Source organism: Afifella sp. JA880 (assembly GCF_025379905.1).
Lineage (GTDB): Bacteria > Pseudomonadota > Alphaproteobacteria > Rhizobiales > Afifellaceae > Afifella > Afifella aestuarii.
This window is the reverse complement of record NZ_JAOANH010000002.1, coordinates 370,879-392,276: the sequence shown is the minus strand read 5'-3', so window position 1 is coordinate 392,276 and position 21,398 is coordinate 370,879. Positions and strand designations below refer to the sequence as shown.

21 protein-coding genes are annotated in these 21,398 nt (G+C 64.4%); 15 read left to right on the top strand and 6 right to left on the bottom strand.

Annotated elements, in window-relative coordinates:
* Positions 1-72 precede the first annotated feature (72 nt).
* The 5 genes from NYQ83_RS10075 (at position 73) to NYQ83_RS10055 (ending at position 5,847) form a co-directional block, all read left to right on the top strand.
* Positions 73-978 (top strand): substrate-binding domain-containing protein, encoded by a 906-nt coding sequence (locus NYQ83_RS10075; protein ID WP_261214468.1) that lies wholly within the window; start codon positions 73-75, stop codon positions 976-978.
* A 144-nt stretch (positions 979-1,122) separates the two neighbouring features.
* Positions 1,123-2,640, top strand: a complete 1,518-nt coding sequence (locus NYQ83_RS10070; RefSeq protein WP_261214466.1) for a sugar ABC transporter ATP-binding protein — start codon at positions 1,123-1,125, stop codon at positions 2,638-2,640.
* Positions 2,637-3,596, top strand: coding sequence for an ABC transporter permease (locus NYQ83_RS10065; RefSeq protein WP_092810799.1), 960 nt, complete (start codon positions 2,637-2,639; stop codon positions 3,594-3,596). The genes NYQ83_RS10070 and NYQ83_RS10065 overlap by 4 nt, the downstream gene beginning before the upstream one ends.
* A gap of 14 nt (positions 3,597-3,610) precedes the next feature.
* A complete protein-coding gene (locus tag NYQ83_RS10060; RefSeq protein ID WP_261214464.1) occupies positions 3,611-4,561 on the top strand; it encodes a sugar kinase in 951 nt (316 codons plus the stop codon).
* On the top strand, positions 4,558-5,847 hold the full coding sequence (locus tag NYQ83_RS10055) for a D-tagatose-bisphosphate aldolase, class II, non-catalytic subunit (RefSeq protein WP_261214463.1): 1,290 nt from the start codon (positions 4,558-4,560) through the stop codon (positions 5,845-5,847). The genes NYQ83_RS10060 and NYQ83_RS10055 overlap by 4 nt, the downstream gene beginning before the upstream one ends.
* A gap of 99 nt (positions 5,848-5,946) precedes the next feature.
* On the opposite strand, the gene NYQ83_RS10050 is transcribed toward NYQ83_RS10055, so the two are convergent.
* Positions 5,947-6,960, bottom strand: coding sequence for an NADP-dependent oxidoreductase (locus NYQ83_RS10050; RefSeq protein ID WP_261214461.1), 1,014 nt, complete (start codon positions 6,958-6,960; stop codon positions 5,947-5,949).
* Positions 6,961-7,094: 134 nt separating this feature from the next.
* Here NYQ83_RS10050 and NYQ83_RS10045 point away from each other — a divergent pair, with 134 nt between their 5' ends.
* From NYQ83_RS10045 to NYQ83_RS10030, 4 genes are all read left to right on the top strand, one after another.
* Positions 7,095-7,652 (top strand): flavin reductase family protein, encoded by a 558-nt coding sequence (locus NYQ83_RS10045; RefSeq protein WP_261214459.1) that lies wholly within the window; start codon positions 7,095-7,097, stop codon positions 7,650-7,652.
* Between the two features lie 7 nt (positions 7,653-7,659).
* On the top strand, positions 7,660-8,238 hold the full coding sequence (locus tag NYQ83_RS10040; protein WP_370642378.1) for an HD domain-containing protein: 579 nt from the start codon (positions 7,660-7,662) through the stop codon (positions 8,236-8,238).
* Between the two features lie 105 nt (positions 8,239-8,343).
* Complete coding sequence (locus NYQ83_RS10035; protein ID WP_261214457.1) at positions 8,344-9,555, top strand: putative DNA modification/repair radical SAM protein; 1,212 nt, start codon at positions 8,344-8,346, stop codon at positions 9,553-9,555.
* Positions 9,555-11,030 (top strand): UdgX family uracil-DNA binding protein, encoded by a 1,476-nt coding sequence (locus NYQ83_RS10030; protein ID WP_261214456.1) that lies wholly within the window; start codon positions 9,555-9,557, stop codon positions 11,028-11,030. The genes NYQ83_RS10035 and NYQ83_RS10030 overlap by 1 nt, the downstream gene beginning before the upstream one ends.
* 62 nt (positions 11,031-11,092) lie before the next feature.
* On the opposite strand, the gene NYQ83_RS10025 is transcribed toward NYQ83_RS10030, so the two are convergent.
* Positions 11,093-11,800 (bottom strand): LrgB family protein, encoded by a 708-nt coding sequence (locus tag NYQ83_RS10025; protein ID WP_234628559.1) that lies wholly within the window; start codon positions 11,798-11,800, stop codon positions 11,093-11,095.
* Entirely contained in the window at positions 11,784-12,206 is a 423-nt protein-coding gene (locus NYQ83_RS10020; protein ID WP_234628558.1) for a CidA/LrgA family protein, read from the bottom strand. The genes NYQ83_RS10025 and NYQ83_RS10020 overlap by 17 nt, the downstream gene beginning before the upstream one ends.
* Before the next feature lie 91 nt (positions 12,207-12,297).
* Between NYQ83_RS10020 and NYQ83_RS10015 the strand changes: the two genes are divergently transcribed.
* The 6 genes from NYQ83_RS10015 (at position 12,298) to NYQ83_RS09990 (ending at position 17,704) form a co-directional block, all read left to right on the top strand.
* A complete protein-coding gene (locus NYQ83_RS10015) occupies positions 12,298-13,206 on the top strand; it encodes a LysR family transcriptional regulator (RefSeq protein WP_261214453.1) in 909 nt (302 codons plus the stop codon).
* A 100-nt stretch (positions 13,207-13,306) separates the two neighbouring features.
* On the top strand, positions 13,307-13,762 hold the full coding sequence (locus tag NYQ83_RS10010; protein WP_261214452.1) for an RrF2 family transcriptional regulator: 456 nt from the start codon (positions 13,307-13,309) through the stop codon (positions 13,760-13,762).
* A 115-nt stretch (positions 13,763-13,877) separates the two neighbouring features.
* Complete coding sequence (locus NYQ83_RS10005; protein WP_261215166.1) at positions 13,878-14,885, top strand: sulfate ABC transporter substrate-binding protein; 1,008 nt, start codon at positions 13,878-13,880, stop codon at positions 14,883-14,885.
* Between the two features lie 12 nt (positions 14,886-14,897).
* Complete coding sequence (gene cysT / locus NYQ83_RS10000; RefSeq protein ID WP_261214449.1) at positions 14,898-15,746, top strand: sulfate ABC transporter permease subunit CysT; 849 nt, start codon at positions 14,898-14,900, stop codon at positions 15,744-15,746.
* On the top strand, positions 15,736-16,629 hold the full coding sequence (cysW, locus tag NYQ83_RS09995; RefSeq protein WP_261214448.1) for a sulfate ABC transporter permease subunit CysW: 894 nt from the start codon (positions 15,736-15,738) through the stop codon (positions 16,627-16,629). The genes cysT and cysW overlap by 11 nt, the downstream gene beginning before the upstream one ends.
* A 7-nt stretch (positions 16,630-16,636) precedes the next feature.
* On the top strand, positions 16,637-17,704 hold the full coding sequence (locus tag NYQ83_RS09990) for a sulfate/molybdate ABC transporter ATP-binding protein (RefSeq protein WP_261214447.1): 1,068 nt from the start codon (positions 16,637-16,639) through the stop codon (positions 17,702-17,704).
* A 165-nt stretch (positions 17,705-17,869) separates the two neighbouring features.
* Here NYQ83_RS09990 and NYQ83_RS09985 read toward each other — a convergent pair whose 3' ends face one another.
* From NYQ83_RS09985 to NYQ83_RS09975, 3 genes are all read right to left on the bottom strand, one after another.
* On the bottom strand, positions 17,870-19,030 hold the full coding sequence (locus tag NYQ83_RS09985; RefSeq protein WP_261214445.1) for an HlyD family secretion protein: 1,161 nt from the start codon (positions 19,028-19,030) through the stop codon (positions 17,870-17,872).
* A 5-nt stretch (positions 19,031-19,035) separates the two neighbouring features.
* Entirely contained in the window at positions 19,036-20,625 is a 1,590-nt protein-coding gene (locus NYQ83_RS09980; RefSeq protein ID WP_409976998.1) for an MFS transporter, read from the bottom strand.
* Between the two features lie 296 nt (positions 20,626-20,921).
* Positions 20,922-21,368: a MarR family winged helix-turn-helix transcriptional regulator gene (locus NYQ83_RS09975; protein ID WP_261214442.1), complete on the bottom strand. Its 447-nt coding sequence runs from the start codon at positions 21,366-21,368 to the stop codon at positions 20,922-20,924.
* Positions 21,369-21,398: the final 30 nt, after the last annotated feature.

Genomic DNA, 21,398 nt, shown 5'->3' with positions numbered 1-21,398 from the left:
AGTGATCGGGCGCCGTTCATGCTCGCCATCAGGAAAGGCGGAGCGCACCGCCCGATAATCAGGAGGAAGCCTATGTTCAAAAGTTTCGTTTCGAAGTCCCTGCTCGCCGCCGGGATCGCGCTCGCCGGGTTCACCGGCCCGGCATCTGCCGAGGGGATCGGGGCTTCGCTCCTGACCCAGCAGCATCCGTTCTATATCGCGCTCGCCGATGCCATGCGCGCCGAGGCGCAGGCCGAAGGCGTGCCGCTCGAGATCAAGATCGCCAACCAGGATCTCAACAAGCAGTTCGCCGACGTCGAGGATTTCATCACCAAGGGCGTCGACGTCCTCGTCATCTCGCCGGTCGATTCCACCGGCGTGCGCACCGTCATCGGGCGGGCCCAGAAGGCCGGCATCAAGGTCATCACCGTCGACGTGCCGGCGAAGAACGTTGATGTCACCTCCTATGTCGGCACCGACAATTATGCCGGCGGCGTGAAGGCCGGCGAGCTCATGGCGAAGATGATCGGCGACAAGGGCAAGGTCGCCATCATCGACTATCCGATGGTCGCCTCGGTCGTCGCCCGCACCGATGGCTTCAGGAAGGCGATGGAGTCGCATCCCGACATCGAGATCGTGGCCCAGCAGGCCGGCATCACGCGTTCTGAAGCGCTGACGACGGCGCAGAATATTCTGCAGGCGCATCCCGATCTCGACGGCATTTTCGGCTTTGGCGATGACGCGGCTCTGGCTGCGGCTTCGGCTGTCGCTTCGGCCGGGCTTGAGGACCAGGTGAAGGTCGTCGGCTTCGATGGCATGAAGGAAGCCCGCGACGCGGTCGCCAGCAATCCCGTCATGGTCGGCGTCATCGCGCAGTATCCCGAGGAAATGGGCAAGGTCGCGGTCGAGACGGCCGTCAAGGTCATGAACGGCGAAGAGGTTGCGGCCGAGCAGCCGATCGAGCCGGGCGTCGTCACCAAGGACGGCGAGACCAAGTAGCGAGAAGAGGTCAGGAGAGAGCCGCCCCCCACTCTCTCCTCCTGTGCCCCGCGCCCACCCCCTCATCTGGTGGGCGCGGGCACTTCCTCGCCACCTGACAGCCTTCCTGCCAGTCTTCCTGCCAGCTTCGGCGGAGCTTTCGCCATGACCGCCCCCCAAGACGAGACGGTTCTCGACATCCGCAACGTGACCAAGACATTCGGGCCGGTCACGGCGCTCAAAGACATGACGCTCTCGGTGAAGAAGGGACGCGTCCACACGCTCATCGGCGAAAACGGTGCCGGCAAGAGCACCTTGATGAAGATCCTCGCCGGGGTGCATCCGCAGACCTCGGGCGAGATTACCTTCAAGGGTGAGCCTTATCGACCGAAGAGCCCGCGCGAGGCGCGGCTTTCGGGCCTGACGATCGTCTTCCAGGAGCTGAGCCTGTGCCGCCACATGACCGTGGCAGAGAACATTTTCGCGACGCACGAGCCGAACCGCTTCGGCTTCATCGATGACGCGGAACTGGTGCGCAAGGCCGAAGAGCTGATCGAAGAGCTCGGCCTGCCGATCAAGGCTCGCGCCAAGGTCAGCCAGCTTTCGATCGCCCGCCGGCAGCTCGTCGAGATCGCCAAGGGGCTGAGCTACCCGGCCGATCTCGTCATCCTCGACGAGCCGACCTCGTCGCTGTCGGAAAGCGAAGCGGAAATCCTGTTCTCGCTGATCGGGCGCCTCAAGGAGAAGGGCGTCACGGTCATCTATATCTCGCACCGCATGGAAGAGATCATGCGGCTCTCCGACGACATCACCGTCATCCGCGACGGCGAGCTCGTCGGCACGATGGCGCGCGAAGAGACGAGCATCGACAAGCTGATCGCCATGATGGTGGGACGCGAGATGCACGACATCTACCCGCCGCGCGTGGCGCCGAAGCCGGGACCAGAGGTCGAGCCGGTCCTGCGCGTCGATGGGCTGAACGGCGGGCATCTCTTCCACGACGTGACGTTCGATGCCCGCCCCGGCGAGGTGCTCGGCTTCTTCGGGCTGGTCGGATCGGGTCGCTCCGACGTCATGAATGCGCTTTTCGGCGTGAAGCGGCCGGAAGGCGGCGAGATCTTTCTCGATGGCAGGAAGGTCGCGCCGCGGTCGCCCGACGATGCCATTCGACATGGCATCGCCTTCCTCACCGAAAACCGCAAGGAAGAGGGGCTCGTTCTCGCCCATACGGTTGAGCGCAACATCAACATGGTGTCGCTCGGCGATATCTCGAACGCCTTCGGGTTTGCGAGGCGCTCCGCCGAGCGCCGTGCAGCCGAAGACGAGGTCACGCGGCTGACGATCAAGACCGATACGATCGACACGCCGGCCGCGAACCTTTCCGGCGGCAACCAGCAAAAAATCGTGCTCGCCAAATGGCTGCGCATCAAGCCGCGCATCCTGATCCTCGACGAGCCGACGCGCGGCGTCGATGTCGGAGCGAAATACGAGATTTACCGCATCATCCGGCAATTGGCCGCCGACGGAGCCGCCATCCTGATGGTGTCATCCGATCTGCCGGAAGTGCTCGGCCTCTCCGACCGGCTCGTCATCATGCACGACAAGAAGGTCGCCAACATCCTCGACGGGGAGGGGCTCACGCCTGAGACCGTCATGACCTACGCCGCAGGAATGCAATCATGAAGAGCTTCGTCTCGAAATTCACCTCGGCGCCGGCCGTTCGCGAATATGGCGGCATCGTCGCTTCGCTGATCGTGCTCTGTGTCGTCTTTTCGGTGCTGAGCCCGCGCTTTCTCGTCTTCTACAATCTGCTCAACATCGTGCAGCAGGTCTCGGTGGTGGCGGTGCTCGCCTTCGGCATGACCTATGTCATCCTGCTCGGCGAGATCGATTTGTCCGTCGGCTCGATCCTGGCGGTCGCCGGCATGGTGGCGGCACAGTGTTTTGCGATCGGTTTGGGCTTCTGGCCGACGCTTGGACTGACGCTTTTGTCCGGCGCGATCATGGGTGCCTTCAACGGCGTGCTCGCGGCCTATCTGTTGCTGCCGTCCTTCATCGTGACGGTGGCGACGATGGGGATTTTTCGGGGGCTCGTGTCGCTGCCGACGGGCGGCCTGCCGGCGCCGATCAACAACGATGCCTGGCTTGCGATCGGGGCTGAGAACTGGCTCGGCCTGCCGATCATCATCTGGATCGTGCTCGCGCTCTTCGCCTTCAATTTCGTGCTTCTCGCCAAGACGGTGTTCGGCCGGCGCGCCTATCTCGCGGGTGGCAACAAGGAAGCGGCGGTCTATTCCGGCATCCGCGTGAAGCGCATCAAGGTGATCATCTTCACCATTTCCGGCGTGATGGCGGCCGTCGGCGGCATCCTTCTGTCGTCGCGTCTCGGCTCGGCGCAGACCAACGCCGGTCTCGGTTACGAGCTCGATGCGATCGCGGCTGCCGTGCTCGGCGGGACCAGCCTTGCCGGCGGCGTCGGCACCATGGTCGGCACGCTTCTCGGCGCGCTCATCATCGGCATCATCAACAATGGCATGAGCCTTCTGTCGGTGCCGTATTTCTACCAGCTCATCGTCAAGGGCCTCGTCATTCTGCTGGCGGTGTGGATCGACGTGCGCTCCAAAACCAACCGCGGCTGAAGTCCGCTCGTCTCATGAAAAAGATCATTACCATCGGCGAGGTGCTCGTCGAGATCATGGCCGAGGAGCGCGGCAACGGCTTTCTCGAGCCGATCACGCTCGTTGGTCCGTTTCCCTCCGGCGCGCCCGCCATCTTCATCGATCAGGTCGCAAAACTCGGCCAGCCTTGCGGCCTCATCAGCGCGGTCGGTCCGGACGATTTCGGCACCGTCAATCTGGAGCGGCTGAAGGCCGACGGGGTCGATGTCTCCGCCATCGCCGTCATCCCCGATGCCGTCACCGGCTCCGCCTTCGTGCGCTACCGTGAGGACGGCAACCGCAATTTCATCTTCAATATCCGGCACTCGGCCTGCGGGCAGGTGAGCCTCGATCACGGCGCCGAGAAGATGCTGGGCGAGGCGGACCATCTGCATGTGATGGGCTCGTCGCTCTTCTCTGACGAGATCATTTCCTTGATCCGCACCGCGGTCGAGCGGGTGAAGGCGAAAGGCGGCAGCGTCTCCTTCGATCCCAATATCCGCAAGGAGATGCTGGATTTTCCGGGCATGCGGGAGGCGCTCGTCCATATCTTCGAGAATGCCGACATCTTTCTTCCGAGCGGCGACGAGCTCTTCCTCTTTACCGAGGCGAAGGAGGAGGAAGCGGCGATCGCCGAAATCCTGACCCGCGGCACCAAGGCCGTCGTCATCAAACGCGGCGCCGAGGGGGCGAGCTATTTCGATGCCTCCGGCGAGACGCGGGTGCCGGCCTTTGCCGTCGAGGAGATCGATCCGACGGGTGCCGGCGACAGCTTTGGCGCCACCTTCGTGACTTTCTGGCTGCGCGGCGTCTCGCCCGAAGACGCGCTGTTGATGGCGAATGCCAGTGGGGCGCGTGCCGTCGGCGTCAAAGGGCCGATGTCGGGCACGTCGACGGGCGCCGAGCTTGAAGACTTCATCGAACGACACAAAGGCACAAGGGCATGAGCACGGCCTATCTGGCGGGCCTGCCAAGGCGGCATCAGGCACATGAGAATGTCGGCATTTCCTCCATCTGCTCGGCGCATCCGATGGTCATCGAGGCGACGCTTCGCCATGGCCTCAAGGCCGGCGGGCCGGTTCTCATCGAGGCGACCTGCAACCAGGTCAATCACGAGGGCGGCTATACCGGCATGACGCCGGCGGATTTCCGCCGCTTCGTCGAAGAGATCGCCGCAAAGGTCGGCTTCGACACGAGCCGGCTGATCCTTGGCGGCGATCATCTCGGTCCCAATCCCTGGAAGAGCCTTCCGGCCGAAGAGGCGCTGGGCAAGGCTGAGGCCATGGTGGAGGCCTTCGTGAAGGCCGGCTTCACCAAGATCCATCTCGACACGTCGATGGGATGTGCCGGCGAAAGCGTGGCGCTCGCCGATGAGGTGACGGCGGAACGGGCGGCGCGGCTTGCTGCCGTCTCGGAAAGGGCGGCGAAGGAAACCGGCTTCGATCTTCCCGTCTATGTCATCGGCACGGAAGTGCCGATCCCGGGCGGGGCGATGGAAGAGATCGAAGAGCTGGCCGTCACCGATCCGGAAGCGGCACTCGCCACCGTCGAGGTGCATCGTGCGGCTTTTGCCAGCCGAGGGCTCGAAGATGCGTTCGCGCGCGCCATCGGCGTCGTCGTGCAGCCGGGCGTCGAATACGGCAACGAGAACATCGTTTTCTACGACCGGGCGAAGGCGGCCTCGTTGAGTGCGGTCCTGTCGAAGATGCCGCAATTCGTCTTCGAGGCGCATTCGACCGATTATCAGCCGGTGGAGCTCCTGGCGGGCCTGGTCGACGATGGCTTTCCGATCCTGAAGGTCGGGCCGGCGCTCACCTTCGCCTATCGCGAGGCGCTTTACGGGCTCGATCAGATTGCGGTCGAGCTCGACGGGCTTTCGCCTGAAGAGACGCTGAAGCACGCGATGGAAGAGGTGCTCGTCGGCGATCCGCGCGAATGGGCGAAATATTACCACGGCAGCGACGCGGAGAAGCGCATCAACCGGCATTTCAGCTATTCCGACCGCATCCGCTATTACTGGCCGCAGCCGAAGGCCGTTGCCGCGGTGACGACGCTTCTGACGCGTCTCAAGGGCCGGCAATTGCCGCTGCCGCTCATCAGCCAGTATCTCGGCGCGCTCTACCCGGCGGCGGCGGACGGACGGCTTGCGGCGACGCCCGAGGCCTTGATCCTCGCCAATATCGACCGCGTCGTGTCCACCTATGCCGCGGCGGCGCGTACGCCCGCCGTGTGATTTTTTCAGGCGTTGCGGTCTCGGCCGTCACGTCTTTCCCTGATGATTGAGCCCCCGCCGCGGCGGGGGCTTTTTTCGTAATGGCGTGTGTTCGTCGGCTCAGGCGACTTTGACGATCAGCTTGCCGAAATTCTTGCCTTCCAGAAGGCCGATGAAGGCGTCGGGCGCCTTGTCCAGACCTTCGACGATATCTTCCTTGTAACGGATGCGTCCGTCCGCGACCCAGCTGCCCATCTCCTTGACGAAGTCCGGCATCTGATCCTTGAATTCCGTCTGGATGAAGCCGCGGATGGTGAGGCTCTTCGTCAGGATATCGCGCATCAAGCCCGGCAGCTTGTCCGGGCCCTCGAACGGGCCGGTGGCGTTGTATTGCGAGACGAGGCCGCAGACGGGCATGCGCGCATAAAAGTTGAGAAGCGGGCGCACAGCCTCGAAGACGGGGCCGCCGACATTTTCGAAATAGACGTCGATGCCGTCCGGGCAGGCGGCCTTCAGATCCTCCGCGAATGTTTCGGAGCGATGGTCGATCGCCGCATCGAAGCCGAAGTCTTCCGTGAGCGCCCGGCATTTTTCCGGTCCGCCGGCGATGCCGACGGCGCGCGCACCTTTGATCTTGGCGATCTGGCCGACGGCGGAGCCGACGGGCCCGGTCGCCGCGGCAACGACGACCGTCTCGCCTTCTTTCGGCTTTCCGAGCGTCAGAAGCCCCGCATAGGCGGTGAAGCCCGGCATGCCGAGCACGCCGACGGCGGTCGTGACGGGCACTTTTTCGGGATCGAGTTTGCGCAGATGAGCGGCCTTTGCGACCGCATGCGTCTGCCAGCCGGAATAGGAGAGGACCATATCGCCGGAGGCAAAGTTAGGGTCGCGGCTTTCCACGACCTCCGCCACGGTGCCGCCTTCCATCACGGCGCCGACCTCGACCGGGGCGGCGTAGGATTTCGCCGCGCTCATGCGCCCGCGCATATAGGGATCGAGCGAGAGGTAGCGGATCTTGAGGAGGACTTCGCCCTCCTTCGGCGCCGGCACCGACGCGGTCTCCGTGCGGAAATTCTCTGGCGTCGGCCGCCCCTCGGGGCGTGACGCGAGGAGGATCTGCGTGCTTTCTGTCATGGAATGAACCTGATTGAGATGTGAGTGGATGTGTTGGTGCATCTATGCCGCATGCGTGCCTTGGCGAGGCCTCACCGGGTCTCAGACGGCATTCGACGGTGGGATGGAGCCATGCCATTTCGGAGAGGCAGAAGATGACGGCGGTGAGGAAAATCGATTTCGACGTGTCGGATGTGCGGCGCTATCTGGAGCCTGGGCCGGTCGTGCTCGTCTCATCCGCGCATCAAGGCGAGCACGACATCATGACGATGGGCTGGCACACGATCATGGAATTCTCGCCCTCGCTCGTCGGCTGCATGATCTCCGCCGGCAACCATTCCTTCGAGCTCATCCGTGCAAGCGGCGAATGCGTCATCAATCTGCCGACGACGGCGCTCACCGATACCGTCGTCAAGATCGGCAATACCTCCGGAGAACGGATCGACAAGTTTGAGGAGTTCGGTCTGACGGCCGAGGCGGCCGAGATGGTGGGCGCGCCGATGATCGGCGAATGCCACGCCAATTTCGAATGCCGGCTGTTCGAGGATGCGCTCGTCGGGCGCTACAATTTCTTCGTCTTCGAGGTGGTGAAAGCGCATGTGGCGCCGGAGCCGGAACATCCTGAAACGCTGCATTACAAGGGCGGCGGCATCTTCATGGTCTCCGGCGAAATCATCGACAAGAGCGCGCTCTTCCGTCCGGGCATGCTGTGAGGGGATGATGAGGCAGGAGGACCTTTCCGGCGCCCTCGATTTTCTGCGTGCTGCCGAGCGGCTCAAGGACACGTTCCGCTCCGGCTTTACGGCGGAGGGGCGGCCGGAGAGCACTGCCGCGCATACCTGGCGGCTCGCCCTGATGGCGATCGTTTTCGAAAAGGATTTTGGGACGATCGACTTTTCGCGTCTTCTCAAGATCCTGATCGTGCACGATCTCGGCGAAACCCTGTCGGGCGACGTGCCGGCGGTTGTGCAGATGCCAGGCGAAGAGAAGGCGGCGCAGGAGCGCGCCGATCTTCTGCAACTGACCGCACCGCTCGACCCAGCGCGGCGGCAGGCGATCCTCGATCTCTGGGAGGAGTACGAGGTGGGGGCGACGGCGGAGGCGCGGCTCGCCAAGGGGCTCGATAAGCTCGAGACGATCCTGCAGCACAATCAGGGGCTTAACCCGCCCGACTTCGATTATCGATTCAATCTCGATTATGGGAGGCGCGCGACCGACGCTCATCCTTTGCTTCAAGAGATCCGCGCGGTGCTGGATGCGGAGACGGAGGCGCGGGCCGAAAATTCCCGAGTCGATTGAAGCGGATGGGCTGAACTTCGGAGGTTGTGATTCAGACCGGCTGATTCAGACCGGGCGCCAATTAAGCCTGTTGCGAACAAAAGTAGAACATGGCATCATCCCGGCATGGATGAGAAGCTCGCAACCAAGCTCGGCATTCTGGCGGACGCGGCCAAATATGACGTGTCCTGCGCCTCGTCGGGCGCGCCGAAGCGCAAGGCTGGCAAGAACGGGCTCGGCGCGACGGCGCCGTCCGGCATCTGCCACGCCTTCACGCCGGACGGGCGCTGCGTCTCGCTTCTGAAAATCCTTCTGACGAATTACTGCCTGTTCGACTGCGCCTATTGCATCAACCGGCGCTCCTCGAACGTGCCGCGGGCGCGTTTCTCGGTCGAGGAGGTGGTGCGGCTCACGCTCGAATTCTACAAACGCAACTATATCGAAGGCCTGTTTTTATCCTCCGGCATCGCGCGCTCGCCCGACCGGACGATGGAGGAGATGATGCGGGTGGCGAAGACGCTCCGGCGCGTCCACGGCTTTCAGGGCTATATCCATCTCAAGGCGATCCCTGAGGCGAGCCCGTGGCTGATCGAGGAGGCGGGGCGGTACGCTGACCGGTTGTCGATCAATCTGGAGCTTGCGAGCGGGGCGAGCCTGAAAGCGCTCGCGCCGGAAAAGAACGACCGGACGATCACGCACGCGATGGGACAGATGCATGAGCGCATCCTGGAGGCGCGCGACGAGCGACGGCGTTTCTCGCCCGCCGGGCAGAGCACGCAGGTGATCGTCGGGGCAGACGATGTGAAGGATGCCGCGATCATTCGCGCGAGCGCCAGGCTTTATGACGATTACGCGTTGAAGCGGGTGTATTATTCCGCCTTCAGCCCGATCCCCGAGGCGAGCGTGCTTCTGCCGGCGAAGGCGCCGCCGCTTCGCCGGGAAAACCGGCTTTATCAGGCGGACTGGCTGATGCGGTTTTATGGGTTTTCGGCCGACGAGGTCGCGGAAAGCGGCGAGGACGGCATGCTGGCGCTCGATGTCGATCCGAAGCTTGCCTGGGCGCTGAAGCATCGCGAGCGCTTTCCCGTCGACGTCAATCGGGCGGAGCGGGAGATGCTTTTGCGGGTGCCGGGGCTCGGGCAGAGGGCCGTGGAGCGTATTCTCACCTCGCGCCGGCACCAGAAGCTGCGACTTCCAGATCTCGCGCGGCTGACGGCGGGCCTGAAACGGGCGCTGCCGTTTCTCGTCACGCCGGACCACCGGCCCGTCTCCCTCATCGACCGGCTCGATCTGCGGCAAAGGCTCGCCGAGCCGGCCCAGCAAATGAGCCTGTTCTGATGACCCGCGTGCGCATCGATATGAAGGCGGGGGCGGATCTCGACGGTTTTCGCCGGGCGCTGCGCATCCTCGTGCGCGACCGGGTCGCGCCGGACGATGTCGTCTTCGCGGCGGAGCGTGCGCAGGATCTCTTTGGCGCGCCGCTTGCCGGAGAGGCGCCGCCGGTCGTCTTGCCGCGCGCCGTGACAGGGCTCATCGCCGACGTCGTCTGTCACCGGGAGAATGAGCGCTATGGGCGTCTCTACCGGCTCGTGTGGAGAATTCTGAAGGGCGAGCGCGGGCTCCTCGAGGTGGCGAGCGATCCTCTCGTCTACCGTCTTGCGCGCATGCAGCAGGAGGTGCGGCGCGACATCCACCACATGCATGGCTTTCTGCGCTTTCGCCGTGTGGTGACGGAGGGGGGTGTCGCGGCGGGCGAGACTGAGAGCTCTGGCATCGAGGAAAAAGAACGCTTCGTCGCCTATTTCGAGCCGGCGCATTTCACCTTGGCTGCGGCCGCGCCTTTTTTCGCCGAGCGCTTCGCCAATATGGCCTGGTCGATCCTGACGCCCGACGGCTCGCTCCACTGGGACGGCAAAAAGCTCGTCGAAGGGCCGCCGGCGCGCCGCGACCCGGCCGCTGCCGGCGACGGTTTCGAAGAGGGGTGGCGGACCTATTATGCGGCGACGTTCAACCCGGCGCGGGCCAATCCCAAATTGATGGCGCAGCATATGCCGCGGCGCTACTGGGCCGACATGCCGGAGGTGGCGGCGATCCCGGAACTCGTCAGCTTCGCGCCGGCGCGGGTGCGCGAGATGATCGCGCGCGAGGCGGCCGCGTCGCCCAAGCGCGCGCCGGAGAAGGCGCTCCAGAAAATGCGTGAGGGTCGTCCGAAGAGCCTGCAAGACCTCAACGCGCTGATCGCTGCCTCGGAACCGCTGGTGTCAGGGGCGGTGCCGGGAGCGACGCGTGCGGTGCTCGGCGAGGGCCCTCTAGATGCCGACATCGTCTTTGTCGGCGAGCAGCCGGGCGATCAGGAGGATCGTCAGGGAAGGCCATTTGTCGGGCCGGCCGGCCAGCTTCTTGATCGGGCGATGGCGGAGGCCGGCATCGAGCGCGGCTCGGTTTATCTCACCAATGCCGTGAAGCATTTCAAGTTCGAGATGCGCGGCAAGCGGCGCATCCACCAGAAGCCCACCGTGTCGGAGGTGAAGCATTATCGCTGGTGGCTGATGGCGGAGCTCGAATTTCTGTCGCCGCGCCTCGTCGTGGCGCTCGGAGGGACGGCGGCGCTGGCGCTTTCGGGACGACAGGTTTCCGTGACGAAGATGCGCGGCCGGCAGGAGTTTCCGCCTTTTGCCGGCTTCCTCACCGTGCATCCGTCCTATCTTCTGCGACTGCCGGATGCGGAGGCCAAGGCGAGTGCTTACCGTGCCTTCGTCGATGACCTTCGGCAGGTGCGCGAGATCGTGGACGAAAGACGGGAGGCAGCTTGAGGTGGCTGAACTGAGGAGCCGGCCTGGGGCGGCTGTCTGCTGCGGCTGCCCGTGGAAGGGGCTCAGAGATAGGGCAGGCCGTGGGCGATCAGCGGTGCGACGAGGACGTTCAAAAGGCCGACGAGCACCATGACGAGGCCGGCAACCGAGCCTTCCTCGTGGCCGATTTCGTGGGCCTTGGCGGTGCCGCTCGCATGGGCTGCGACGCCGAAGAGGGCTCCGCGGGCAAGTGCCGATTTGACCGGCAGGATCGTCAGCATCAACTCGCCGAGGATGGCGCCGAAGACTCCGGTCAGGACGACGAAGACGGCGGTGAGGTCGGGGGCGCCGCCGATGTCGGAGGAGACGACCATGGCGAAGGGCGTGGAAACGGAGCGCGGCAGAAGGCTGAGGCGCAGGGCGTCGTCGAGACCGACGAGGCTCGCAAAGGTCCAGCCGGAGAGAATGGCCGTGGTCGTGCCTGCCAGCATGCCGACGACGAGGACCGGCCAGTGGCGCGCGATCAGGGCACGCTGCTCGTAGATCGGCACGGCGAAGGCGACCATGGCCGGGCCGAGCAGGCTGACGAGCCAGCCGGTGGAGCGGATATAATCGCGGTAGGTCTCGTCGGCGGTGACGACGATCAGGATGAGAAGCGCCGGGGTGATCGCGAGCGGCATCAAAAAAGGCTGCCGCCAGCGCAGATAGATGCGCTTCGCCAGAAAATAGGTGCCGATCGTCAGAGCCGACCAGAAAAGGCCGTGGAGGAGGATTTCACTCGAAGAGAGCATTGCGGTCCTCCGCGGCAAGGCGACGACGATAATAGAGGTCCGCCGTCAGCGCCGTGACCGCCATGACGGAGGCGGTTCCGGCCAGGATGACGAACAGGATCTTGAGGCCGAGCAGGCCGACGAACTCGCGGTGATCGACGACGGCGAGGACGGCCGGCACGAAGAACAGGATCATCTCCGCCAGAAACCATTGGGCGCCGCGGCGCATGCTGAAAAGGCTGAGACGGCCGGATATCAAAAGGGCGAGGACGAGCGCCATGCCGATGATGCCGCCGGGCACCGGAAGCCCCGAAAGGCGCACGATCGTCTCCCCGATGCCCCAGAACACGAAGATCGCCGCGATCTGGGCGAGGCGGCTGTTGTGAAGGCTGCGGCGGAAGCGAAGCGCGAGGCTGCGGGGGGTCATCGATCTCTCCTGGAAGGAGCGGCATATAGTTGCACCTGATCAATCGACAAAATGAATTGACTGAATAGGCTTCATTCCGTATCGGAATAATATGGAATTTCGCAATCTGCGGGCTTTCGTCGAAGTGGTCCGCCGAGGCGGTTTCACGCCCGCCGCGAAGGCGCTTTTCGCCACGCAATCGACGATCTCAAAGGCCGTGCGGCAGCTCGAAGACGAGATCGGCCTGCCGCTTCTCGACCGCATCGGCCATCGCAGCCACCTGACCGCGCCGGGCGAGGTGGTCTATCGAAGAGCCGTGAAGCTTCTGGCGGAACGTGCAGATCTCGCGCGCGAGCTCGACGAGATCCGCGGCCTGAAGCAGGGGTCTTTGTCTCTCGGCCTGCCGCCGGTGGCGAGCAGCGCGTTGTTTGCGCCGCTGTTTGCGATCTATCGCCAGCGCTTCCCGGGCATCGATGTGCGCCTCGTCGAGCATGGCAGCGACCGGCTGGAGGAGATGCTGCGGACGGGCGAAATCGAAATGGCCGCCTCGCTTCTTCCTTTCGGGGAGGATTTCGAATGGCAGGGCGTGCGGCGCGAGCCGCTGATGGCGGTCATGCCCCGAGCCCATGCGCTTGCCGCGCGCCAGACGATAAAGATCGAGGATGTGCGCGAGGAGCCGTTCATCCTTTTCGAGGCCGGTTTCGGCTTGAACCGGATCATCGGGGACGCCTGCCGCCGGCATGGGTTTTCGCCCGCGGTCGCCGCACGAAGCAGCCAGATCGAGTTCATCGTCGGCCTTGCGGCGGCGGGCCTCGGCATCGCCTTCCTGCCGCAGATCATTGCACCGCGCTCGGAGGCGGGCCATGCTGCCTCGGTGCTTCTCGACGAGCCGGAGACTGCCTGGCATATCGCCATGATCTGGCGGCGCGGCGCCTATCTGTCCCATGCGGCGCGGGCCTGGCTTGCCCTCGTCGAGGAAATGCACCCCGATGAGGGGTGCGCCGAGCCGCTGCAGAGCTGACTGGAACGACCGTGCCGATGCCTCCCGCAAGCTTGCCGCAACCGCTTCAATATACTACCCAATTAATAGGAAATGGCCCAGCCAAGAGGTGCCCGCTCGGATGATTTCCCAGAAGGCCAAATACGCCCTGCGGGCGCTGCTTGCGCTCGCAGAGATGGAGAGCGATTCCATTTCCGCCGGCGAGCTTGCCAAGGGGGAACGCATCCCGCGCAAGTTCCTGGAGCAGATTCTGATGGAATTGAAGCGCGAGGGCCTGATCCAGAGCCGGCGCGGGGTGAACGGCGGCTATTTCCTGCAGCAGCCGGCCGATACGATCACCTTTGGGCAGGTTCTGCGCCTTTTCGACGGGCCGATTGCGCCGCTTCCGTGCCTCAGTCGGGTGGCCTACCGCCGTTGCGCCGATTGCAAAGACGAAGGCGCATGCCGTGTGCGCCGGGTTTTCGCTCATGTCGCCAATTCCGCGCGCGCCGTGCTCGACCAGACCACGCTCGCCGATGCGATCGCCGATCCGGACAGTGTGGATCGGATTTCCGGGGTTTCGCTCGGCGCTTCCTGAGCCTTTCTGCGGTGCCCTTGTCGCGGCCGTTTCGTCTCCGTTGACATAGCCTACCAAACAGGTAGGCTATTAATCTCTACCAGATCGGTAGGTGATGGAGGTTGGCATGCGAAGGATGCAACGATCTCTTGCGGCGGGTCTTGCCGCGCTCTTGGCGATGGCGGCACCGGCCGTCGCCGACACCACGCTTCTCAACGTTTCCTATGATCCGACGCGCGAGCTCTACGAGGCGTTCAACGCCGCCTTTGCCGCGAATTTCAAAGCCGAAACCGGTGAAACCGTCTCCGTGCGGATGTCGCATGGCGGCTCCGGCAAGCAGGCGCGGGCGGTGATCGACGGGCTCAAAGCCGATGTCGTCACGCTGGCGCTCGAAGCCGATATCGACGCGATCGCCAAGACGACCGGAAAGATCCCCGCGAACTGGCGCGATCGGCTTCCCAATCACAGCGCGCCCTACACCTCGACCATCGTTTTCCTCGTCCGCAAGGGCAATCCGAAGGGGATCCACGACTGGCCGGACCTCGTGAAGGAGGGCGTGGAGGTCATCACGCCCAATCCGAAAACTTCTGGCGGCGCACGCTGGAGCTATCTCGCGGCCTGGGCCTACGCCAATGAGGCCTTCCATGGCGACGAGAAGGCGATGCGCGGCTTCATGGGCGAGCTTTTCCGGCATGTGCCGGTGCTTGACACGGGCGCGCGCGGCGCCACCACCACCTTCGTGCAGCGGGGCATCGGCGACGTCCTGATCACCTGGGAGAACGAGGCCTTTCTGGCGCTCAAGGAGCTCGGTCCCGACAAATTCGAGATCGTGGCGCCGTCGATTTCCATCAAGGCCGAGCCGCCGGTCGCGCTGGTCGACGGCAATGTCGACAAGGACGGAACACGTCAGGCGGCTGAAGCCTATCTCGCCTATCTCTATTCGCCGGAGGGGCAGAGATTGGTGGCGAAGAATTTCTATCGCCCGGCGGAGCCGGCCTTCGCCGATACTGCGGATATGGCGCGGTTTCCCGATCTCAAGCTCGTCACCATCGATGATCCGCTCTTCGGCGGATGGGAGAAGGCGCAGCCGGCACACTTCGGCAATGGCGGCGTCTTCGACCAGATCTATCAGCCCGCGCGATAGGGACGGCGGCAGATGCGCGGGCGCGCTCGGACCTGGCGGAAGCGAAGCGTTCTGCCGGCTTTCGGTCTCTCACTCGGCTTCACGATCGCCTATCTGGGGCTCGTCGTTCTGGTGCCGCTTGCGGCGCTCGTTATCAAAAGCGCGGGTCTGGGCGCGGCCGAATTCTGGCGTCTCGCCACCGATCCACGCACGCTCGCGGCGTTGCGCTTGAGTTTTGGCGCAGCGCTTGTCGCCGCTTCAATTAATGCCGTCTTCGGCGCCCTCATTGCCTGGGTCCTGGTGCGCTATCGCTTTTTCGGACGCCGGTTTCTCGATGCCGTCATCGACCTGCCTTTTGCCCTGCCGACGGCGGTGGCGGGCATCGCGCTCACCTCGCTTTATGCGCCGAACGGTTGGGTCGGGCAGTTTCTACAACCGCTCGGATTGAAGGTCGCCTATGCGCCGGCGGGCATCGTCGTCGCACTCACCTTCGTCAGCCTGCCCTTCGTCGTACGCACCGTCGAACCGGTGCTCGCAGAGATCGACCGCGAGCTCGAAGAGGCGGCGGCGACGCTCGGCGCGACGCGGGCGCAGACGATTTTCAAGGTGATCGTTCCGGCCCTGGTGCCGGCGCTCCTGACCGGGTTCGCGCTGGCGCTCGCCCGGGCCGTCGGCGAATACGGCTCCGTCATCTTCATCGCCGGAAATATTCCCTATGTCTCGGAAATCGCGCCGCTTCTGATCGTCATCCGGTTGGAGGAATTCGATTACGCCGGGGCGACGGCGGTCGCCGCGGTGATGCTTGCGATCGCGTTTGTCATGCTCTTCGTCATCAATCTGCTTCAGGCGTGGAGCCGCAGGAGGTTCGGCTATGGCAGCTGAATTGTCGGGCGCGTCGTTGAGGGTCTCGAGGCCGGTGCAGCGGGGCCGACCGGCCACGACGGAGGCGCCCGCCGTGCGCGCGGCACTGGTCGGCCTCGTCTTCGTCTTTCTCGGCTTCTTTCTCGTGATGCCGCTTGTCGCCGTCTTCGTGGAAGCGCTGCGCGGGGGGATCTCCACCTATCTTGCGGCGATCGTCGAGCCGGATGCGCTCGCGGCCATCCGGCTGACGCTGATCGTGGCGGCGATCGCGGTGCCCGCCAACATGGTCTTCGGGGTGGCGGCCGCCTGGGCCGTCGCCAAGTTCGACTTCAAGGGCAAGAGCCTGCTCGTCACGCTGATCGATCTGCCGTTTTCCGTCTCGCCGGTGATTTCCGGCCTTGTCTACGTGCTTCTCTTCGGGGCGCAGGGGCTTTTGGGTCCCTTTCTCGACGCGCATGGCGTGGAGATCATCTTCGCGGTGCCGGGGATCGTTCTCGCGACGATCTTCGTCACCTTTCCCTTCGTGGCGCGCGAGCTCATCCCGCTCATGCAGGAGCAGGGGAGCGGCGACGAAGAAGCCGCGCTGTCCCTCGGCGCTTCAGGCTTTACGACCTTTCTGCTCGTCACGCTGCCGAACGTGAAATGGGCGCTTCTCTACGGCGTGCTCCTCTGCAACGCCCGCGCCATGGGCGAGTTCGGGGCCGTTTCCGTCGTCTCCGGGCATATCCGCGGCCTCACCAATACGATGCCGCTGCATGTGGAGATCCTCTACAACGAGTACAGTTTCGCGGCCGCATTCGCCGTCGCCTCGCTGCTCGCTCTCCTGGCGCTTTTCACCCTTGCCCTGAAGACCTTCCTGGAATGGCGTTTCGCCGGTGCGATCGCCGCAGAACGCGCGCATTGAGGCCCAGATGGACATCGTTCTTCAAAACATCTCCAAGGCGTTCGACGATTATCCGGCGGTGCACGATATTTCGCTCGCCATTCGGTCGGGCGAGCTCATCGCGTTGCTTGGGCCTTCGGGCTCCGGCAAGACGACGCTTCTGCGCCTCATCGCCGGGCTCGAATTTCTCGATCGCGGCCGCATCCTCTTCGGCGACGAAGATGCCTCGGCCAAGAGCGTGCAGGAGCGCAATGTTGGCTTCGTCTTTCAGCATTACGCGCTCTTCAAACAGATGAATGTCGCCGACAATGTCGGCTTCGGGCTTCGGGTGCGCCCGCGTGGAAGCCGGCCCGGCCGGACCGAAATCCGGCGTCGCGCTTTGGAGCTTCTCGATCTCGTGCAGCTGTCGGGGCTCGAAAAGCGCTTTCCGATGCAGCTGTCCGGCGGGCAGCGGCAGAGAGTGGCGCTGGCGCGGGCGCTTGCGATCGAGCCGGCCGTTCTCCTGCTGGATGAACCTTTCGGCGCGCTCGATGCCAAGGTGCGCAAGGAGCTGCGCCGCTGGCTGCGCGATCTGCATGAGCAGACCGGCCATACCACGGTCTTCGTCACGCATGATCAGGAAGAGGCGCTGGAGCTTGCCGACCGCGTCGTGGTGATGAATGCCGGTCATGTCGAGCAGGTCGGCACGGCCGACGAAATCTACGACGCGCCGGCTTCGCCCTTCGTGCACGGCTTCATCGGCGAATCCTCAAGCCTCCCGGTGACTCTGTCGGGCGGGGCCATCCTCGTTGCAGGTCGCCCGAGCGGGCTTGTCGGCGCAGGGGCGGGCGCGGCACGGCTCTTCTTCCGGCCTGGCCATGTGGAGATGCTCCGGCCGGGCGAGCGCGGCATTGCGGGCGCGGTGACGGGAAGCCGACGCCTCACCGATCGCAGGCGGCTCGAGATTGCGGTCGGCGGCAACCATCCCGTCGAGATCGACGTGCCTTCGCTCGCGGAGACGAGCCATGGCGTGGAGACGGGAAGCGAGGTGATCTTCCGCCCGCGCGAATTCCGGCTTTACGGGGAAAGCGAGACCGCCTCTCGGCGCGCGGCCTGACGAAACCCGTTTGCGGTTGCTTTTTGGGCGAGGCGCATAGGACCAAAAATGAGATCGGCCGGCCCATGGCGAGCCGGCCGATCCAGGCCTCGACGCGAAGGGAGGTCCGCTCCAGGTCGAGGCCGGGCACGCTGAGGGCTGCGGCGGGCCTTCAGCGTACCGAGCTCAATTGGTTTCCAGGCGCGCTCCTCCGGCTCTGGATTCCGTGCGGCCGAGCCTGACCGGCTTTTTGGCGGAGGCTTTCTCCGAGGTTGGTCGATTTCCTTCGTCGGCGATTTCGGGTGCGCTCTTGGCCGCGGTGTCGACCGTCGCCACCACCGACATTCCGGGCGCAAGGCGTTCGGACAGAGGCTGGTCCGGGTCGATGGCAATGCGCACGGGCAGGCGCTGCGCCACCTTGGTGAAGTTTCCGGAGGCGTTGTCGGATTTGATGACGCTGAATTCCGACCCCGTGGCCGGCGAAAAGCGCTCGATATGGCCTGAAAGACTGGCGCCTTCGAGCGCGTCGACGGTGAAGGTCACCGGCTGGCCGACGCGCATTTTGGCGACCTGGGTCTCTTTGAAGTTCGCCACGACCCAGATGCTCTCCGGCACGAGGGCGACGAGCTGGGTGCCGGTGGAGACATATTGGCCGATGCGCGTGCCGACCTGGCCGAGACGACCACTTGCCGGGGCGGTGATGTGGGTGTTGTCGAGGTCGATCTCTGCAAGATGCACGGCGGCTTCCGCGCCTTCGACGGCGGCCTTCAGAGAGGCGCGGTTGACGATGGTCGATTGCAGTTCCTGTCTCGCCACTTCGATCTCGGCCGTGACCTGATCGTAGGCGGCCTGCGCCTGATCGCGCTTCGAGCGGGTTTCATCGCCCGTCGCCTTCTTGACGACGCCGCGATCAACGAGGGGTCCGACCCGCTGCCAATCCGCCTTCGCCTGTTCGAGAGCCGCCTTCTTGCCGGCGAGCTGCGCCTGTGTGGAGCGGAGCTTCGCTTCCGCCGAATGCCGGCTCTGCTCGGAATTGGCGAGCGCCGCCGTCTGCGCATCGAGCTCCGCGCGCGCCTGCTCGAGCTTCTGCCGGTAGATGCGATCGTCGAGTTGGACGAGGAGATCGCCTTTTTCGACGGTCTCGAAATCCTGCACCGGGACCTCGGTGACGTAGCCGGCCACTTGCGGGGCGATCATCGTCACCGGTCCCCGCACATAGGCGTTCTCGGTCACCTCCACGGCGCTGGTGAAGGGCGGCAGCCGCCAGGCATAGAGCACGACGCAGATGCCGAGGAGGCCGATCGTGACGGCGAGGATTGTCGAAAAGGAGCGCAGAAAATTGAACATCGGGATTACGCAGGCTGGGTTTGAGGCGCCGAGGCGGGCTGTCGCTGTTTCATCAGCCAGACCACGGCGACGTGGATCGTGAGTGCGAGAAGAGCCGTCGCGGCGAGCGCGGACACGGCCAAAAAGGTGTCGTTGTAGGCGAGGATGTAGGCCTCGCGGGACGTCGCTCTGGAGAGAAGGGCGGCGCCTTCCGCCTTGAGAAGTGCGTGATCGCCGAGCACGCCGGCATAGCTTCCGGCAAGCTGCGAGATGCGTTCGGCAACGATCGGATCGGTCGATTTCAGCCCTTCGATCAGCGCTTCGGAGTGAAACTTCTCGCGGATCTGCACGAAGGTTCCGAAGAGCGCGGATCCGAAGAGGCTTCCGAGGCTCTGCGTCGACAGGAAAACGACGACGAAGCTCAAGATATAGTTCGGGCCCTTCTTGAAGGCGGCGACAAAGCCGCGGGCCATGGCCGCCGGCAGGAAAAGGGCGCCGCCGAAGGCGACGAGACCCTGACTGACCATCAATTGCTCGGGCCGGGTGAGATTGGTCGATTGACCGTCGAGATAGGCGCCGGCAGCAAGCGCTGCGAGGGCGACGGCGTGAATGGCGGGCTCGCGCCCCGGTTTCAGGACCATGGCCGAAAGCGCGCCGCCGGCGAGCACGCAGGCGAAGACCACCCAGTAAAGCGGCATGGCCTGCGCGTTGGTGACGTCGAGCTGGCTGAAAAGGCCGCGAATGCCGGCCGATTGTTCGGCGAGCACGGTGCGGAAAATGATGAGTGCGCCGGCGAAATGCAGGATCGGCGGGCTGCAGATCCAGCGGATATCGACGAGCGGATATTTCCGGTTGAGCTCGATGACGGCGGCGAGCGTGAGCGAGGCGATCGAGATGACCAGGAGCCATCCGAGCCAGTCGCGCTCGAACCACCAATAGACGCGACCGAGCGTCAGGAAGACAGCCATGCAGCCGGAGCCGACGGCGATGAGCGGATAGCTGACGAAATCGAGCGGATCGACGACCTTCGCCTGGGGCGGCGAGGTGAGAGGCAGCATGTAGACGCCGCAAAAGCAGATCATAGACAGGCCGAGCTCGAACGTCGTCAGGCCGTGCCATTGGTCGATGTCGAAGAGCGTCGGCGAAATGAGCCGGGCGATCGGCATCGCCAGCGTGAGGTTCGTCATCGCGAAGGAGACACCGATCGTCAGCTTCTTTTCGCGCGGCAGGACCTCCATCATGTAGAGGATGCTCAAGGCGGAGAGGGGCGCGGCCGAGATGCCGGCGATGAAACGCAGGATGACGGCGCTCTGAAGGTCGCGCGCAAAAGAATTGAGAAGCGCCACGACGACGAAGACGAAGATGGAAAGCTCGGCGAAGCGGCGCAGGCCGAACTGGCGGCGCAGCTTCACGAGCGCGAGGGCCAGCGAGGCGTAAGGCGCCATATAGGCGGCCATCAGCCACATCGTCTCCGATTGGGTCGCGCCGATCGAGCCCTGGATCTGGAAAAGATTGGCCCCGACCATTTGCGTGCCGAGGCCCTGGGTGATGCCGAGAAGTGCGGAGGTCGCGATATAAGCGGCCGCCCGTGCCGGATGTTTCGGCACATAGGGCATGGGCTGTATGACGGGCGGACGCTCGGGCTCTGCCGGCGGGGGCGGCGCGGCCGTGGTCTTGGTCTTGGTGGGTGCCGCGGCGTCTGCTTCATCGATTGCTGCGGCCTTCGGCGCTTCGTCGGCATCTGCCTGAGGCGGTGTCGCCTGCGGCTCACTGCGCGCACCATCCGCCACGCTACCTTTACCGAGAAGCCGCCGGCGGTCGAGCTTTGCGGCCCGAGGTGCCGGCGTGCGGGCCGCGCCTCTTACGAGGGGGTCCGGGCCTTGGTCGCTCGTACGTCTTTCAGGCATGGAGCTCACGACTGCGCCGCGATATTGGCGGCGACCTTTTGCAGCGTGAGCGTCGCCTGCCGCAGCTCTTCGGCCTCGATGCCTTCCAGCACCGTGGCTTTCAATTCTCTCGCGAAGGAGAGGATTTCACCGGCTTTTTCGCGGCCGGCATCCGTCAGATAGATGTGCTTGGAGCGACGATCCTCTTCGGCCGCCTGTCGTTCGATGAGGCCGCATTTTTCCAGACCGTCGACGAGGCGGACCATGCTCGGCTGTTCGACTTCAAGAAGGTCGGCAAGCTCAGCCTGGCTCGCCCCTTCGTGACGGGAGAGAAGCACGAAGAGCCGCGCGCGAGAAAAGGTGAGGCCGCGGCTCTTGGCCATGGCGTCGAAGCGGGTGCGCAGCTTGCGCGTGACGTTGGTGACGGCCTCAATGAACGCGTCATGTGTGGGAGAGTTCTGGGACGGCGGCATAATACATAGCAAGCTAATTGTGTTACCGCT